General features: G+C 48.3%; 18 protein-coding genes and 1 riboswitch. Of the genes, 14 read left to right on the forward strand and 4 right to left on the reverse strand.

Annotated elements, in window-relative coordinates; all coding sequences use genetic code 11:
- Positions 1-14: 14 nt before the first annotated feature.
- Positions 15-1,769 carry a phosphomethylpyrimidine synthase ThiC gene (gene thiC, locus HPY31_RS09610; RefSeq protein ID WP_172140418.1) on the reverse strand — a complete coding sequence of 585 codons (1,755 nt, stop codon included), beginning with the start codon at positions 1,767-1,769 and terminating at the stop codon, positions 15-17.
- Positions 1,770-1,915: 146 nt separating this feature from the next.
- A riboswitch (TPP riboswitch) is annotated at positions 1,916-2,028 on the reverse strand.
- Positions 2,029-2,274: 246 nt separating this feature from the next.
- Here thiC and HPY31_RS09615 point away from each other — a divergent pair.
- Complete coding sequence (locus HPY31_RS09615; RefSeq protein WP_172140420.1) at positions 2,275-3,156, forward strand: cation diffusion facilitator family transporter; 882 nt, start codon at positions 2,275-2,277, stop codon at positions 3,154-3,156.
- A 62-nt stretch (positions 3,157-3,218) separates the two neighbouring features.
- On the opposite strand, the gene ku is transcribed toward HPY31_RS09615, so the two are convergent.
- Together ku and HPY31_RS09625 are read right to left on the reverse strand one after the other, a co-directional pair.
- Positions 3,219-4,178 carry a non-homologous end joining protein Ku gene (ku, locus tag HPY31_RS09620; RefSeq protein ID WP_172140422.1) on the reverse strand — a complete coding sequence of 320 codons (960 nt, stop codon included), beginning with the start codon at positions 4,176-4,178 and terminating at the stop codon, positions 3,219-3,221.
- Positions 4,179-4,302: 124 nt separating this feature from the next.
- Entirely contained in the window at positions 4,303-4,446 is a 144-nt protein-coding gene (locus tag HPY31_RS09625; protein ID WP_016743266.1) for a hypothetical protein, read from the reverse strand.
- A gap of 445 nt (positions 4,447-4,891) precedes the next feature.
- Here HPY31_RS09625 and rsmD point away from each other — a divergent pair, with 445 nt between their 5' ends.
- Together rsmD and coaD are read left to right on the forward strand one after the other, a co-directional pair.
- On the forward strand, positions 4,892-5,458 hold the full coding sequence (gene rsmD, locus HPY31_RS09630) for a 16S rRNA (guanine(966)-N(2))-methyltransferase RsmD (RefSeq protein WP_087346965.1): 567 nt from the start codon (positions 4,892-4,894) through the stop codon (positions 5,456-5,458).
- Positions 5,459-5,505: 47 nt separating this feature from the next.
- Positions 5,506-5,985 carry a pantetheine-phosphate adenylyltransferase gene (coaD, locus tag HPY31_RS09635; protein WP_137028288.1) on the forward strand — a complete coding sequence of 160 codons (480 nt, stop codon included), beginning with the start codon at positions 5,506-5,508 and terminating at the stop codon, positions 5,983-5,985.
- A gap of 1 nt (position 5,986) precedes the next feature.
- Here coaD and ylbJ read toward each other — a convergent pair whose 3' ends face one another.
- Positions 5,987-7,219 carry a sporulation integral membrane protein YlbJ gene (gene ylbJ / locus HPY31_RS09640; RefSeq protein ID WP_172140424.1) on the reverse strand — a complete coding sequence of 411 codons (1,233 nt, stop codon included), beginning with the start codon at positions 7,217-7,219 and terminating at the stop codon, positions 5,987-5,989.
- 147 nt (positions 7,220-7,366) lie between these two features.
- Here ylbJ and HPY31_RS09645 point away from each other — a divergent pair, with 147 nt between their 5' ends.
- The 11 genes from HPY31_RS09645 (at position 7,367) to HPY31_RS09695 (ending at position 16,549) form a co-directional block, all read left to right on the forward strand.
- Positions 7,367-8,161, forward strand: a complete 795-nt coding sequence (locus HPY31_RS09645) for a patatin-like phospholipase family protein (protein ID WP_172140426.1) — start codon at positions 7,367-7,369, stop codon at positions 8,159-8,161.
- On the forward strand, positions 8,158-9,225 hold the full coding sequence (locus HPY31_RS09650; RefSeq protein WP_172140428.1) for a SepM family pheromone-processing serine protease: 1,068 nt from the start codon (positions 8,158-8,160) through the stop codon (positions 9,223-9,225). The genes HPY31_RS09645 and HPY31_RS09650 overlap by 4 nt, the downstream gene beginning before the upstream one ends.
- Before the next feature lie 84 nt (positions 9,226-9,309).
- Positions 9,310-9,828 (forward strand): YceD family protein, encoded by a 519-nt coding sequence (locus HPY31_RS09655; protein WP_087346950.1) that lies wholly within the window; start codon positions 9,310-9,312, stop codon positions 9,826-9,828.
- Between the two features lie 140 nt (positions 9,829-9,968).
- The gene (gene rpmF, locus HPY31_RS09660) at positions 9,969-10,139 is read left to right on the forward strand and encodes a 50S ribosomal protein L32 (protein ID WP_005834357.1); all 171 of its coding nucleotides are present in this window, start codon (positions 9,969-9,971) and stop codon (positions 10,137-10,139) included.
- A 151-nt stretch (positions 10,140-10,290) separates the two neighbouring features.
- Positions 10,291-11,052: a DeoR/GlpR family DNA-binding transcription regulator gene (locus tag HPY31_RS09665; protein WP_172140430.1), complete on the forward strand. Its 762-nt coding sequence runs from the start codon at positions 10,291-10,293 to the stop codon at positions 11,050-11,052.
- A 183-nt stretch (positions 11,053-11,235) separates the two neighbouring features.
- Positions 11,236-12,015: an ABC transporter permease gene (locus HPY31_RS09670; protein ID WP_172140432.1), complete on the forward strand. Its 780-nt coding sequence runs from the start codon at positions 11,236-11,238 to the stop codon at positions 12,013-12,015.
- Between the two features lie 4 nt (positions 12,016-12,019).
- Positions 12,020-12,808, forward strand: coding sequence for an ABC transporter permease (locus HPY31_RS09675; RefSeq protein ID WP_172140434.1), 789 nt, complete (start codon positions 12,020-12,022; stop codon positions 12,806-12,808).
- A gap of 11 nt (positions 12,809-12,819) precedes the next feature.
- Positions 12,820-13,788: an ABC transporter ATP-binding protein gene (locus tag HPY31_RS09680; protein ID WP_172140436.1), complete on the forward strand. Its 969-nt coding sequence runs from the start codon at positions 12,820-12,822 to the stop codon at positions 13,786-13,788.
- 127 nt (positions 13,789-13,915) lie between these two features.
- Positions 13,916-14,506 (forward strand): transcription factor FapR, encoded by a 591-nt coding sequence (gene fapR / locus HPY31_RS09685; protein WP_016743276.1) that lies wholly within the window; start codon positions 13,916-13,918, stop codon positions 14,504-14,506.
- Positions 14,507-14,519: 13 nt separating this feature from the next.
- Positions 14,520-15,527, forward strand: coding sequence for a phosphate acyltransferase PlsX (gene plsX, locus HPY31_RS09690; protein WP_015891899.1), 1,008 nt, complete (start codon positions 14,520-14,522; stop codon positions 15,525-15,527).
- A 5-nt stretch (positions 15,528-15,532) separates the two neighbouring features.
- Entirely contained in the window at positions 15,533-16,549 is a 1,017-nt protein-coding gene (locus HPY31_RS09695; RefSeq protein ID WP_026134260.1) for a beta-ketoacyl-ACP synthase III, read from the forward strand.
- The last annotated feature ends 2 nt before the right edge of the window (positions 16,550-16,551 follow it).

Consider the following 16,551-nt stretch of genomic DNA (forward strand, 5'->3'; position numbering starts at 1 on the left):
GGCATCCCCCTTGATTACGACTGGTACAAACGGCTTCCTTGTTCGCGGAATTCACGCGATTTTTCCTGCATCCCTGCAAGAATGGCGGGATCTTGGGCAGATCCTTGTTCATTAGCAATGTGACGAATGTCGTGCGATATTTTCATGCTACAAAATTTAGGCCCGCACATGGAACAAAAATGGGCGGATTTGGCGGCTTCTGCTGGCAACGTTTCATCGTGATATTCGCGGGCGCGCTCTGGGTCCAAGGACAAATTGAATTGATCGTTCCAGCGAAAATCAAAACGAGCTTTGGATAAGGCGTCGTCTCGCTGTTTTGCCCGCGGATGTCCTTTTGCGAGATCAGCGGCATGCGCTGCGATTTTGTATGCGATTAAACCGTTGCGGACATCCTCTTTATTAGGAAGGCCGAGATGCTCCTTGGGCGTCACGTAGCAGAGCATCGCTGTTCCGAACCATCCAATCATGGCAGCGCCAATCGCTGAGGTAATATGGTCATAGCCGGGAGCAATGTCTGTCGTGAGCGGTCCAAGTGTATAAAAAGGGGCTTCATGACAAATGGATAACTGTTTATCCATATTTTCGCGAATAAGATGCATAGGGACGTGACCGGGGCCTTCAATCATGACCTGTACGTCGTGTTCCCACGCAATTTTTGTAAGTTCTCCCAAAGTTTCAAGCTCCGCGAACTGTGCCTCGTCATTCGCATCCGCAATAGAGCCAGGACGCAGTCCATCCCCGAGGGATACACAAATGTCATAGGCCTTCAGGATTTCGCAAATTTCAGTGAAATGCGTATACAAAAAGTTTTCCTCATGATGGGCCAGGCACCATGCGGCCAAAATGGACCCACCGCGAGAGACGATGCCGGTAACACGGTTCGCTGTCATGGGGATGTAGCGCAAAAGAACGCCAGCATGAATCGTGAAGTAATCGACGCCTTGTTCCGCCTGCTCAATCAAGGTGTCTCGGTAAACCTCCCATGTCAAATCCTCGGCTTTCCCATTAACTTTTTCAAGTGCTTGATAAATCGGGACAGTACCGACTGGAACGGGGCTGTTGCGGATAATCCACTCCCGCGTGGTATGTATATGTTTTCCCGTCGAGAGGTCCATAATGGTGTCGGCACCCCAACGAACAGACCAAATCATTTTTTCGACCTCTTCTTCCATCGAAGAGCTGACGGCTGACGTTCCGATGTTGGCATTGATTTTGACATGAAAATTGCGGCCAATGATCATCGGCTCGCTTTCCGGATGATTGACGTTAGAAGGAAGGATCGCACGTCCAGCGGCGATTTCTGCCCGTACAAATTCAGGGGAGACACCCTCACGAATAGCAACGTATTCCATTTCCGGTGTGATGATATTTTTTCGGGCATAATGAAGCTGGGTAACATTTTTCCCTGGCTTTGCCCGTTTTGGTTTGTAGTCCTCTCGAGGGAAAGTGGGAAGGGTGGTAGCCTTTTCTTCGTTTCGGATGCCGTCGTCGACTAGTTGTGGTTCGCGACCGACATACGTTTCCGCATCATTTCGCTCATCGATCCACTGATGGCGAACGGAGGGCAGTCCTGCTTGAATGTCAGGAACGTAACCCGTTGCGGTATACTCGCCACTCGTATCGTACACGCGAAGAGGAGGATTGGGTGTGGAGCCAGACAATCCTTCGGTAGGATGAAGGGAAATCTCGCGCATTGGGACACGGATGTCCGCACGACTACCTGTTTCGTATACTTTGCGACTACCTGGAAAAGATGACACCAATGACATAAAAAAACCTCCTTGTTTTGGTTGCACGAAAGTGAGAACCGTTAGGGAGGCGAAAGAAACTTCCGCGAAAAAGCGCCGCATAAACAACATGCGACGCCAACGCGAGAGTAGAGAAGAAACGGGTATCCTAAAGATACGCGCATCTTTTCGTGTCGTATATGACATTCCTCCGCTGGCATTACCCAGTTCAGGTTCAACGGTCGATGGCACAGTACCATCCTCTCAGCCTGGTGAATCCCAAGCTCCCGTGCTTTTTTATTTTGGATTGCAAGAATAGGATAACGGGAAGTCCATCTAATTTCAAGGGAAATTTTCCAGCAGGAAATTGCAGGTGTGCAACACATTTTCCTCCTCCCTATTCTCGTGAACCGGACTAAAACTGTTTCTGTAGACCCACATGATTCCGATCTGTTACGATGAAGTTCGAAAAAAAGCAACTGCTTCCAGCGCTTTGATTTTCCTCGTTGTCGAAGCAGGATGGAGAAGTATTTTGAGGTGATGAGGTATGGATGTTTATTCGGATCTAAAACAAGGAGAACGTGGAGCGTGGGTGAGTATTTTCGCCTACATTTTCTGCTCTGTACTAAAAATAGGAGTTGCGTATGTCACTGCATCAGAAGCTTTAATGGCCGACGGTCTTAACAACTCAACAGATGTTGTCGCATCGATTGCTGTTTTGATCGGGCTGCGTATCGCAAGGAAACCACCTGATAAAGATCACCCGTATGGCCATTTCCGGGCCGAGACGATCTCAGCACTTGTCGCATCATTTATTATGCTATTTGTTGGAGTTCAGGTCATTACGAATGCTGTACCATCCTTATTTGACCCAAAACATTCGGCTCCTGACCTGTTGGCAGGGTGGACAGCACTTGCGACCGCCGTCATTATGCTTTTCGTCTATCGCTACAATAAAAAACTCGCCATCAAAACAAACAGCCAAGCACTAGATGCAGCAGCCGCTGACAACCGTTCAGACGCATTCGTCAGTATCGGGACGTTTATCGGGGTGGCTGGCGCACAGTTTCAATTGAATTGGCTGGATCCGTTAGCTGCTTTTGTTGTTGGTCTCATCATTTTGAAGACTGCGTGGGATATTTTCAGGGAAGCAACCCACCGTTTGACAGATGGCTTTGACGAAAGCGAACTCGCGGACCTGAGGGCTACAATTTCCTCGATTTCGGGGGTGAGGGATATTAGTGACATCAAAGCCCGCTACCATGGAAGCAGCGTGCTGGTTGATGTTGTGATCCATGTAGATCCAGGTCTGAATGTGGTGGAGAGTCACACCATCACCGAAAAAATTGAAGAACAGATGCGCAAGATTCACCGTATTAACGCCGTTCATATCCATATTGAACCGTGTAGAAAAATGGCGCCTAGTTAGATTCCGTCATGGGAATACCAAAAAACCTGTCCAGTGTGGGCAGGTTTTTTTGCTGTGTGTAGCTAACCAGTAGTAGCCTTCTTTTTGCGGAGTGTTTTGGTTGTAGAAGTAGTCGTAGTCTTTTTGGGACTGGCTGGCGCCGCCTTTTTCGCTGCCTGCTCTTTTTCGGACGAGGAGGCAGCGGTGGTGCGTTTTCGCGCAGGCTTTGACGGAGTTGGTTCTGGCTCGATTTTGATGGGCATAGCGGCTTGACCAGCTGTAGATTCCAAGCTTTCTTTTAGGGCCTGCATGAGATCGATAACATTGGTTCTTGCCACTGTAGGGGCAGTGGCGATCTCCTGACCCTCCAATTTTTTCTCAATCAGTTTTTGCAGATCGGATCGATATTCATCCGTATATTTTGCTGGATCAAAAGGGATTGTCATATTGCTAATGAGCTCAGTTGCCATCTTCAGTTCGTTTTCGGCCAACGGTACAGCGGCTTCAGGCAAGGCAGGCACTTGACTAACGGGACGTACCTCATCTGGATAAAAGATCGTCTCCAGCATGATGCAATGTTCATACAGTCGGATAACGGCCAGGCTTTGCCGATTGCGCATCGTCACCTGTGCAACGCCGATTTTTCCTGTCTGTTCCATAGCGGATCGCAGCAAGGCGTATGCTTTTTCGCCAGTGTCCTGTGGAGATAGGAAATAGCTCTTATGAAAATAAACGGGATCGATCTCTGACAAGTCTACGAAGTCGATAATTTCAATGGCTCTACGTGTTTCTGGGGTAATGGCTTCCAGATCGTCATCGTCGATCATGACAAAATGTCCTTTTTCGTATTCGAAGCCACGGACGATTTCGCTCGTATCGACCTCTCGTTGACAGTGCGGGCACATTTTCGTGTACTTAATCGGGGTATTGCACTCTTTATGCAGTTGACGAAAGCGAATATCGCGCTCTTCCGTTGCAGTAAACATGCGAACAGGTATATTGACGAGGCCGAAGCTGATTGAGCCCTTCCACACCGTATGCATGCGGATACCTCCTTCACAGTTATTTTTGTATAGTATCTGTATCCGCTTAAAAGAAGTGCCGAGGGAATTGAAGGTGGAAAAGTAAAAAGCCAGCCGATTCGATGCGGCTGGCTATTGTATGCAGCTACTGTCCATGTTTGACGATGTCCGATTGATCTGCACGCGATTGCATGTCACGCGCCAGCTCGACGTCTTTGCCTGTGCGGTCTGCAATGGACTGGGCTTTGGACGCCTTCAGCTTTTGTGCGGATGGTCGCTTTTCTGCCATGAATGACTCACTCCTTTCAGGCAAGCTACAGGAAGAAGGTGTTGCAGGTACATGTAGTATGCGCTGGACACAAAAAAATACCCCATCGTCAAATGACGAGGGGCGACCGTTCAACTCCTCCCGGTGAAGGGAGCGATGGCACGAAATGCTCCTATCAGACACGTCGTGCGCCTAAGTGAACAGCCTTTCAATTATGGGAGAGGAGAAACCGGAGGAAGAGCTTATGGGGAAACGTAAGTCTTCTCCGCGGTTGTCAGCGACACCGTTGCGTCGCTATTCAACATCTTTTCCAATCGAATGGGGTAATATACCTTTCTTGCGCATAAATTTTTCCAGTTGCTAATTTTACGGGTGTAGGCAGTTGTGATAGTATGATATCATTCTCAGTCTTAGAAAATCGCGTCTTAAAACATACATATTAGGAAAGCAGACAGGTGAAATGAGTATGCGAGTCATCGCTGGAGAACACAGAGGAAGACGGTTGGCAGCAGTCCCAGGCAAAGGAACGAGACCGACAACCGATAAAGTCAAAGAATCGATTTTTAATATGATTGGCCCTTATTTCGATGGCGGATGGGCATTGGACCTATACGCAGGAACAGGTGGTCTCGGGATCGAGGCGTTGAGTAGGGGCGCGGATCGAGCTGTTTTCGTGGAGCGAGATCAAAAAGCATTTGCCGTGGTAAAGCAAAACGTCAGCACTTGTAGGCTAGATGATTATGCCGAGCTATATCGAATGGATGCGGAGCGCGCCATTCGCACACTGAGTACCCGCAATCAAAAATTTGACCTCGTCTTTTTGGACCCGCCATACGCCCAGCAAAAGATCGTAGAAGAAATTGAGATGTTGCAGGAGCTGGGAATGCTGGCGGACGGAGCGTGGATCGTGGCTGAGCATGATATCGCAGACTCCTTTCCGGATGCGATTGGTCATTGTGTGAAGGATCGAGCGGCGAAGTATGGGGATACGGCCGTTACCGTGTATTATTACGATTTGGAGCCACACGTCTAACTTTTCAATCAAGGTGCAAAAAGAGCACTAAGGGAGGATAACCCGCTATGGCAATTGCCGTATGTTCAGGAAGCTTTGACCCTGTTACTTATGGGCATCTCGACATTATTGCGCGGGGTGCCAACGTTTTTGATAAGGTCATTGTGGCCGTCTTGATCAATTCCAAGAAAAACTCATTGTTCAGCGTAGAAGAGCGTGTCGAATTGCTTCGTCAGGCAACGGCTGATATGAAGAATGTAGAAGTGGACTCTTTTGACGGCTTGTTAATTGACTATATGAACAAAAAGGGCGCACAGGTGATCATTCGTGGCCTTCGTGCTGTTTCTGATTTTGAATATGAGATGCAAGTCGCCTCGATAAATAAAAAGCTAGACGAAAATATTGAAACGTTTTTCATGATGACGAACAATCAATATTCATACTTGAGCTCAAGTATTGTAAAGGAAGTTGCGAAGTACAAGGCGAGTGTCGCCGATTTAGTGCCGCCGATCGTAGAAGAGGCACTGAAGCGAAAAATGGCCGAGTAGATTATCGCGTCTTGCTGCGGTTCATGTGCGAAAGAGTCAGGCTGGTACACAACAGAATCGCACCGACGCCGATGGCGAGTCCCCCTGATAATAGTAAGGTCTCCCACCAACTCGTCGCAGGAATCTCAGCTTTCGCATGCACAAATACAGGGACGGCTTTCTCCACGAACCAGGAACTCACTGTGGCAAGTGGCCCCCAAAGGACAAAGGTCAAAATCGCAGCTAGCAAAGCATGCAGGGATCTGGCAATCAAGTAAGGGGCGACACGAATATCCGTTTCGCTCAAGATACTTGCGACCTGTGCGTGAACACTCAGACCGCCCCAAGACAATATCGCACTGGCTATGGCCGCTTTCCAGACCATGGAAACATCATTTGGCACAATGCTCGCTGCCTGTGCACCAAGGGTTACTTCGAACAATCCAGCCACGATTGCTTGGGAGAAGGCTGGTGGAAAACCAAAGGGACCGAGAAAAATCGAGAGAAGCGTACTGATGATTTGCGTCAGATGAATGGTGGAAAAAAGTTGGATTAATACCGAGAAAACAATGATGAAGCCACCGATCATAAGCAGTGTATTCAGAGCGGATTGCACGGCTTCTCCCATTAATTTTCCGAACGGACGACGATCGCGGATACGTGCCCGATGCATCGCTTGTAAGGCCCGCAAAGGAAGAGGTAGTGAATTTTTCTCCAATGGGGCTGAAGTAATCGCAAAAGGCGCATGAAAACGATAGATTACGCCCATGAGTACAGCTGACAAATAATGAGTCAGGGCTAGAATGATGCCCATTTGCTCGCTGTGGAAAAAGCCGATTGCCACTGCCCCCATGACGAATAAGGGGTCTCCTGTTGTTGTAAAAGAGACGAGACGTTCACCCTCAGCCTTCGTTACATTGCCTTGCAGACGCAGGCGTGTAGTCAGCTTTGCGGCTACCGGATAGCCGGACGAGAAGCCCATAGCCAGTACGAACCCGCCCGTGCCCGGAACGTTAAACAGTGGGCGCATCAATGGCTCCAGTAACACGCCGACGAAATGGACGACACCCAGACCCATCAACACTTCAGACAGCACAATAAAGGGAAGGGTAGAGGGAAAAACTACTTCCCACCATATCTTTAGACCGCGTACGGCAGCTTCAAAAGATATCTGCGAGTAAGCAATCAACGCAATCACAATGAAAACGGTCGAGATGGCGAGCAACAAGGTAAGTACGGGTGAGTGGCGTGACATGGATTCCTCCTGAATCGAAGAAAAGTAGTAGTACATGTCTACGTGGCAGGCGGAAGAACTATGCGTAAGCTTGGTCGACGAATCGCTCCCAAGTGTGAAAGGTTCAGCGATTTACCACATAGGCTGGTTACAGGGAGGGGTTTTTCCATGCAGACAAAGCGTAAACCAATCGTGGGTGTAGCCTTGGGTTCTGGGGGTGCTCGCGGTTTTGCACATATTGGTGTATTGAATGCGTTAGAAGCACATGGTATCCAGATTGACATGCTGGCTGGCTCCAGTATGGGTAGTCTGATTGGGGCCGTCTATGCCAACGGGATTGAACCGAGCATGATGGGGAAGCTTGCCATGAATTTAAAACGCAAGCATTGGCTCGATTTAACCGTACCCAGCATGGGCTTTGTTACGGGGGAAAAGATCAAGCAATTGATTCGCCTGTTAACGCACGGGAAGCGCTTGGAAGAGCTGAACAAGCCGCTTGCCATTGTCGCGACGGATATCGAAACAGGGGAGCGAGTGGTCTTTCGGGAAGGCCCAATTGATCAAGCGGTGAGAGCAAGCATATCCATTCCAGGCATCTTTGTCCCTGAAAAAGTAGGAGGGCGGCTTTTGGTCGACGGAGGAGTCATTGATCGTGTACCGGTGACAGTATTGCGTGAAATGGGTGCCGATATCGTGATTGCGGTAGATGTCGCCCAATTCGATACGCGGGTGGAGGTCAAAAGTATTTTTGATGTCATCGCCCAAACCATTGATGTCATGGAAAGGGAAATTCTGCGACATCGAATCATTGCGGCAGACATCGTAATCAGGCCGGATGTTGGACACTATAGCAGTATCGCGTACACGGGTGTCCAAGAAATAATCGAGCTAGGCGAACGTGCGGGTACTGAACATATCGAACGCATTCAGGAACGAATTGCAAATTGGGAGGCACAAGAATGAGTGAGGAACAGCTTTATGCCAACAGACGCAGATCTTCAGGAACCAGAGGCTTTAGCTGGATACTTGCCTTGGTTTTTGTCTTGTTGGGTATTTCTTTTTTTGTACCGACGAATTATTACGTGAGTCGTCCGGGTTCAGCGATTGAGCTGGGGCCGATGATTCAAGTGGAAGGCGGCAAGAAGGACGAGACCGGCTCCTTCATGCTAACGACAGTTCGAATGGGCGAAGCGAATTTGCCGTGGTATTGGTATGCAAAAATGGCGCAGGATGTTGAGCTGTTGCCCAAGGAACTGGTTGTCAGCAAGGGCGAGGACAGCGAAGATTTTATCCGTCGAGAACAAGCAGTCATGGACAATTCACAAAAAATTGCGGAGGCAGTCGCATTCCGTCTTGCTGGTTTCGAAGTGAAAATCGAAAAGCAGGGTGTGTGGGTGATGGGTACCTTGGAAGGCTTCCCTGCCCATAAAACGCTGCGAATCGGTGATGTCATTACGTATGTAGACGGGGTCCGCACATCTGAGGCAAAAGATTTGCTGACAGCCCTCTCTGCAAAAAAAGCAGGCGATCAAGTCGAAATTACGTACACAAGAGATGGACAAGAGGCCAAAACGATGTTAACCTTGGAACCACTACCTGAATCCAAGTCAGTTGGAATTGGTGTACGCCCTGACAACAAACAGGAAATCATCATTCCAAAAGAAGTAACCATTGCCTCTCAAGGGATTGGTGGTCCTTCTGCGGGATTGATGATGACGCTGGAGATTTATGACCAGTTAAATACGGAGACGGATTTGACAAAAGGCTATAAAATTGCAGGAACAGGCACGATTTCGTTAGACGGAAAAGTAGGCAGGATCGGTGGCATTAATCAAAAGGTAATCGCAGCGGACAAAGCGGGTGCAGAGATCTTCTTTGCTCCACAGGATACGCCAGATACGAGCTCCAACTACGAGGAGGCGTTAGCAACTGCCAAGCGGATTGGAACGTCAATGAAAGTGGTTCCGATCAAGACGGTAGAAGAAGCGATTACGTACTTGAATGCTCAAAAACCGAAATCTACCTGAGCAAACTAGCTGTCAAGCAAAAATGGTTGACAAAGCTTTGGGCAGGGTCTATAATCATCTTTGTTGTGCATGAGGTGAAATGCTATGAACATTAAGTTAGCAGAGTTAGAGCACCGAAAAGGAGAGCCGTTGCCATTCCAGGTAACTCTGGATGCAGATGAGCTGAAGAAGCGCCATCATGAGATTCGTGGGATTACTCCTGTGACTGCGAGTGGTGAAGCCGTACAGCTGGGCAATCTCTATTACGTAAAAGGAAGCATGAAGGCAGATGTGAATTTTGTCTGCGCAAGATGCTTGAATCCTTTTGTCGATCAGGCAACAGTAGATTTCTCTGAGACATTTGCGCTTGCGGATGATCCGATTCTGCAAGATGATGAGGACAGCGATATCCTTCCTCTGGAAGGCGATGAAATCGAGCTGGACTCACTGCTTCAAGAGGATTTCTTACTGGCTATGCCGACCTTCCCGCTTTGCGAGGAGGATTGTAAAGGTCTGTGCCCGACTTGCGGTGTAAACCGTAATGAAGTGGCATGCAGCTGCAAGAATGAGCGTGTTGACCCGCGATTGGCTGGGTTGGCTGACTTTTTCAAAGACAGCAAATAAGTATTCTTACTGTATTCAAGATGATTCGCCGACCATTCGTGGCAGCGTCTCATTTTTGAAGGATGGCATAAGCATTTTGCCTATACTGTCCACCCAATAGAGCTTCTTAGCATTTGTCAGTTGAAGGAGGTGTAAGGAAGATGGCAGTACCTCAACGGAGAACTTCCAAAACCCGTAAAAGAATGCGTCGTACGCACTTCAAATTAGAGATTCCAGGCATGATCAAATGCGATAATTGCAGCGAATACAAGCTTGCGCATCGTGTTTGCCCAAGCTGCGGTCACTACAAAGGCGTGAAAGTAGCGAAGTAATATTCGCTGCTAAGAAAGCAAGGTGAGAAATCGCCTTGCTTTTTTTGTTCCTTCTTATTGCTTATGATTACTTACAAACACTTATTATCACTTGTAACTTTTGCTTAAATAACTTATAATGAAGCCAAGATAAGGATGGGGTTGAGGCTTCGTGTTTCAAGAGGAGAGGCTCGCTGCAATTCTTGCGTATTTGCAGGAGCACCAGCGTATCAGTGTGCAAGAGGTAGTTGATCAGTTTGGTGTTTCCCGTGACACAGCAAGGCGTGATATTGTCAAGCTGGAGGAGCAGGGACAAATCCTGCGGACCAGGGGAGGAGCGGTACTGCCCAGCCTCAACAAAAAGAACTACTCCCATCAGGAACGAATGCAGCTTGATTTGACAGGAAAGCGCAGTATTGCGGCAGCGGCGGCTCGTCTGATCAAAGACGGCGATTACATGCTGCTTGATGCTTCCACAACTGTTCAGCTCGCAGTGGAATCGTTACAGACCCGCGACCATGTCATCATCACGAATTCATTAGCGACTGCCGCCAGTATGTCCCGAAAAGAAGGCGTTCTTGTCAAGCTACTGGGCGGAGACGTACATGCAGAGGATCAATGTGTGCTCGGTACACGCGTGATTCAAAACCTCGCTGATTTTCATGTCGATAAAGTACTGGTTGGTGCATGCGGTCTTACAAAGGAAGGGCTCATGTCCACGCAGGAGGATCACGGATTTCTGATTAAAGAAATGATCAAGCGTGCCGATCAGGTGATCATACTCACTGACCATACCAAGTTTGGAAAAAGCATGCTGTATCGGGTTGCAGGTTTTGACCAGATCGATATTATCGTGACCGATAAGCTGCCTGAAAAGGAAGTAGCTGAGGCTTTGCACGCCAACGATGTAGAGGTGATTGTAGCTTCCACATGAAGCTATTGATCCATAAAAAAGAGGATAAGTTCTATTTGGCTGGCGTGAATGGGTGACCAGCGTGACAGCAAATGGATTTATCAGGGAGAGTCCTTCAAATGGGAAGGGCTCTTTCTTTTTTCTTGCATTTGTGTACGGCCCCTGCTATTCTAGTAATCCTGACTTTTCCAAGAGGAGGGTTTTATGGTCTATTGGCGGATTATTCGCAAGAGTTATCGTCGGAATCTTCAGTATCGTTTATCGCATGTCGTCAACAATGTCGCAAGCTCGATTTTTGGGCTTGTTTTTATTGCCATTTGGACGGGGGTCCTTTCTGGGAAACAAGTTTACGGACCTTATGATGTCAAAACGATGGGGTTTTACATCGCGATTTGTCAAAGTGTTCTCTGGATGACAACATTTTTGTCCCCAGGTCTGAATGTGCAAATCGCGGTTAGAAGCGGGGCTGTCAGTCTGGATATGATCAAGCCTATTCACTATCTCTGGTACAGGCTCAGCCAGGAGTTTGGGCGACTTCTGTACAACGCTTGTTACCGAAGTGTTCCGATTGGCTTGCTGCTAGGATTAGCGGTAGGCTTCTTTTTTCCTTCCCAGCCGTTTACTTACTTCTGGTTTATCCTCTCGCTTCTGCTAGGAACGTACATAGGCATGCTGCTCTTTTATCTCGCGGGCATTTCTTCCTTCTGGACGACAGAAATTCGCTGGGTACACCTCATCCTTTTGTCATTGATCTTTGGGTTAGGCGGACAAATGATTCCAATAGACTTGATGCCCGGGGTCATTGGAAAAGTAGCGCCTTATTTGCCCTTTTCGGCAATGATTTATTATCCGGTCATGACTTTGCTAGAGCTTGCGCCTCCTTATGGCATGCTTGTACAAGTTGGCTGGGCGCTCGTTTTAACGGCAGTTGCTTTATTGGTGACGAAAATGGCAAGAAGAAAGCTAGAAATTCAAGGAGGATAACCACATGTTTGCCCTCTATCGCAAACTGATTGCGGCCAGCATTCGCTCGCAAATGCAATACAAGATAAATTTTGTCACGAGCGCTGCCACGACCGGAATGATTATGGTGCTTGATTTTATTATTCTCTCTGCGATTTTGTATCGATTTCACGATGTGGTCGGCTGGAATATTTACGAGGTTGGGATGCTTTACGGGATTTCCTCGGCATCTGTCTCCTTGTATCGGCTGTTTGCCCCGGAAATTAACGACTTTGAGAAGTACATCGTACAAGGGGAGCTCGATCAATTGCTCATCCGTCCTGTTTCGCCTTTGCTTCTGCTATTGACACGCAATCTTGATTTGTCGAGAGTGGGAGGGTTGGTACAAGGGGTGTCTGTTTTGGTCATCTCCTTGTCAGGTCTTGCGGCCGAAGGGAAATCGATCATAGGGTTGGTGCTATTCTCACCGGTTGCTATTTTGTCTGGCGGGGTGATTTATTTCTCGATTGGACTTGCTACGGCTGGGGTCGCTTTTTGGACGCATCAGATGAAAGACATGCTGACCTTTACTATTTATGCACCAGCCAATGCTTCCAATTATCCGATCGGGCTATATCCAAACTGGCTCAAATGGCTGTTTTTCTCAGCGATACCGATCGCGTACATGAATTATTTGCCAATGTTGACGCTTTTGGGCAAAGGGGGCGAATGGTTTTATCCATTACTCACCCCGGTAGCAGCAGCGTTTGCTTTTTATTTCGCTCGTATGCTGTGGAATGTCGGGATTCGACACTACCATAGTACTGGGAGCTAAGGAGGGGTAACATGATTGAAGCAAAGCACATCGGAAAATCATTTTTCCTGAATCAAGCCAAAGAGGGGCGCTTTGCTTCTCTACGAACACTCTTTTCTCGTGAACGAAGGGAAGTCAAAGCCGTCCATGATATCTCCTTTTCCATTGGCAGAGGCGAGTTCGTGGGATATATCGGGCCGAATGGCGCAGGAAAATCGACGACGATCAAAATGCTGGCAGGAATTCTTCATCCCAGTCAGGGGGAAATACGAATAGGCGGATATAGTCCACAGCGGGAAAGAATTCAAGTAGCCTCACAGATCGGAGTAGTGTTCGGGCAGCGAACACAGCTGTGGTGGGATTTGCCAGTCAGAGATTCCTTTGAAATTTTGCAAGCGATGTACAAGATTAACGACAACGCATATCGGCGATCGATGGAGGTGTATCAGGAGCTGCTGGACCTCCATGAATTCCTTGATACGCCAGTGCGTAAGTTGTCGTTAGGTCAAAGGATGAGAGCTGATTTAGCTGCGGCACTGCTGCATGATCCGCCTGTCCTGTTTTTAGACGAGCCTACGATTGGGTTGGATGTGGTTGCGAAGACGCGCATCAGAGCATTTCTGAAAGAAGTGAATCAGAGCCAGAAGAAGACCATTCTATTGACGACTCATGATATGGACGATATTGAACAACTCTGCAACCGGATTATCGTGATTAATCATGGCAAAAAGATGATGGATACGAGCTTGGCTGATTTGCGGCAACAGATAGGGCTACCAAGCCTCATACGAATTGAATTTCGACAACCGCCCAAAAAGCTTTACGAGCTAGAAGGAATCGAGCGGATGGAGCTATCAGAGAACGTACTTTCGATCTACTTCGACAAAGGGAAAATTTCTTCGCCGCGAATCCTTGCCGAAGTGGCGGGGTGGGGTGAACCTTTGGACATCCAGATGAAAGAACCGGGGATTGAGGAGATCATTCGTCTCATTTATCGGTAGGGACGGCTACCTAATTTCGTGATCCATACTTGTAATTCCACATCTTCTCCCTTATACTGTGTTTTGGTACCAGGTATTAAAAACAGATCGCAATCATACATAGTACAACTGAATCCTGCTTAAGGGGGTGTTCGGCATCGCCCGCTTGCCAAAAAAAGATCGCCAGTCTCGCTTGGTGCAGTATCTGGCGGATAACCCATTTGCGACGGACGAAGATCTGGCTGAGTTATTTCATGTCAGTATTCAAACCATACGTTTAGACCGACTGGAATTAGGAATACCGGAGCTGCGTGAACGTATCAAGACAGTCGCAGAGAAAAGTCTTGATCCTGTAAAATCATTGGGCATCGATGAAATCATAGGTGAAATGGTTGATTTACAGCTCGATTCACAGGCTATTTCCGTATTGGAAATAAAAGAAGAACACGTTTTCTCCAAAACACAAATTGCCAGAGGGCATTATATATTTGCTCAGGCCAACTCGTTGGCAGTAGCAGTAATTAACGCAGACGTAGCGTTGACAGCTACGGCGAGGATCCGCTTTGTCCGTCCTGTACGAACAGGGGAAAAGCTGGTTGCTAAAGCAGTGGTGAGAAGCCGTAACGGCGACGAATGCAAGGTGCGCGTAGAGACGAAGGTCCAAGGTGAACTGGTCTTTACCGCAACCTTCCGGGTAGTTGAAATGTCGAGCTATCATAACAGCATGGATGAGGAGTAAGGAGGAATCACGGTTGCGAATTGCAGTGGATGCGATGGGCGGCGATCACGCACCGAAGAGTACCGTATTAGGGGCGCTTGCTGCCATCAAGGAAAACCCGGCCATTACAGTTGTATTGGTGGGAGATGAACAGGCTATTCGGAACCATTTGCCGCAGGATATTCCGGCAAACATTGAAATCGTTCCTGCAGCGGAAGTGATTTTGCCAGATGATGAACCGGTTCGAGCTGTTCGGCGTAAGAAAAATTCTTCGCTGGTCGTAGCAGTTGAGATGGCGCGCGAGAAAAAAGTCGACGCGATGATTTCGGCAGGAAATACGGGCGCATTAATGACAGCGGGCTTGCTGTACGCAGGTCGCATGGATGGAATCGAGCGCCCGGCGCTTTGTGCCTATATCCCGAATTCAAAAGGCCGCGTAACACTGACGCTAGACGTCGGAGCCAACATGGATGCCAAGCCACATCAGCTTGTACAATACGCGGTGATGGGGAGCTTGTATGCTGAGAAAGTGTTGGGCTTTGAGCGTCCGACAGTAGGCTTGCTCAATGTCGGGACGGAAGAAGGAAAAGGAAACGAATTGACGAAAGCTGTTTTTCCTCTCCTTCAAGAAGCTGACTTAAATTTTGTAGGAAATGTGGAAGCACGCGATGTTATGCAAGGAGCCTGTGATGTGCTCGTATGCGACGGCTTTGTAGGAAATGTTTTGTTAAAAGCCGTAGAGGGTGCAGCCTCCACTATCTTTTCGCAGTTGAAGCAGGAGTTTACTTCCAGCCTGATTAATAAGCTAGGAGCGGCCATTCTGAAACCTGGATTGGTTCGTTTTAAAAAGAAAATGGATTATGCGGAATACGGTGGTGCTCCCTTGTTGGGATTGAAATCCCCTGTGATCAAGGCTCACGGTTCCTCAAATGAGCGTGCAATGAAAAACGCGATCGTCAGTGCTACGCGGTTTGTTCAGCAGGACGTGAACGAGGTTATCCAGCAATCATTACAGAAAAATACTTTGGGAGAAAGCGAGTGAAGCAGATGAGTGCAAAGCGTTCAGTAGGGATTTTGTCTACAGGCTCTTATACACCGGAGCGGGTATTGACGAACTTTGATCTGGAGAAAATGGTGGAAACCTCTGATGAGTGGATTGTTTCCCGTACTGGAATCAGAGAACGCCGTATTAGCTCACCGGAGCAAGCTTCTTCCGACTTGGCTTACGAGGCTGCCAAAGCTGCTCTCGAAAAAGCAAACATCAGTGCGGAACAGCTGGATATGATCATTGTCGCTACCGTAACACCTGACATGTCGTTCCCGTCTACTGCTTGCTTGTTGCAAGAAAAGCTGGGTGCTACACGCGCCGCTGCAATGGATCTTTCCGCGGCTTGCACAGGCTTTTTGTACGGAATTACAACAGCGACTCAGTTCATCCAAAACGGTTTGTATAAAAAAGTGTTGGTCGTAGGCGTTGAGACCTTGTCCAAAATTACGAATTACAAAGATCGAAATACATGTGTGTTGTTCGGAGACGGTGCGGGTGCGGCTGTTATCGGTGAAGTTACCGAGGGCTACGGCTTCCAGTCCTTTGAGCTCGGCGCAGATGGATCAGGCGGTTCGCTCTTGTGCTTGCCGGCAGGTGGCTCCAGAACGCCTGCATCTGCTGAGTCTGTCGAACAAGGACTGCACTATCTCTACATGGCAGGCGGAGAAGTTTTCAAATTCGCCGTTCGCGTGATGAATTCTGCAACAGAGGCTGTCTTGTCCAAAGCGGGCGTATCGAAGGAAGAGATCGACCTGTTAGTGCCGCATCAGGCAAACAAACGCATTATCGACTCTGCTGTACAGCGTTTCGGTCTGTCTGAGGATAAAGTTGCGATCAACTTGGATCGCTATGGAAACATGTCCTCTGCTTCTATTCCTGTAGCACTGGATGAAGCAGTAAAGGCTGGTCGTGTAAAAGAAGGCGATAACCTGATTCTGGTTGGGTTTGGTGGCGGCTTGACTTGGGGAGCGACGCTCTTGAAGTGGTGCACAACCCCGGCAGAAGGGAGCAAGTAGGA

Source organism: Brevibacillus sp. HB1.3 (assembly GCF_013186635.1).
In the GTDB taxonomy this organism is placed as follows: domain Bacteria; phylum Bacillota; class Bacilli; order Brevibacillales; family Brevibacillaceae; genus Brevibacillus; species Brevibacillus brevis_D.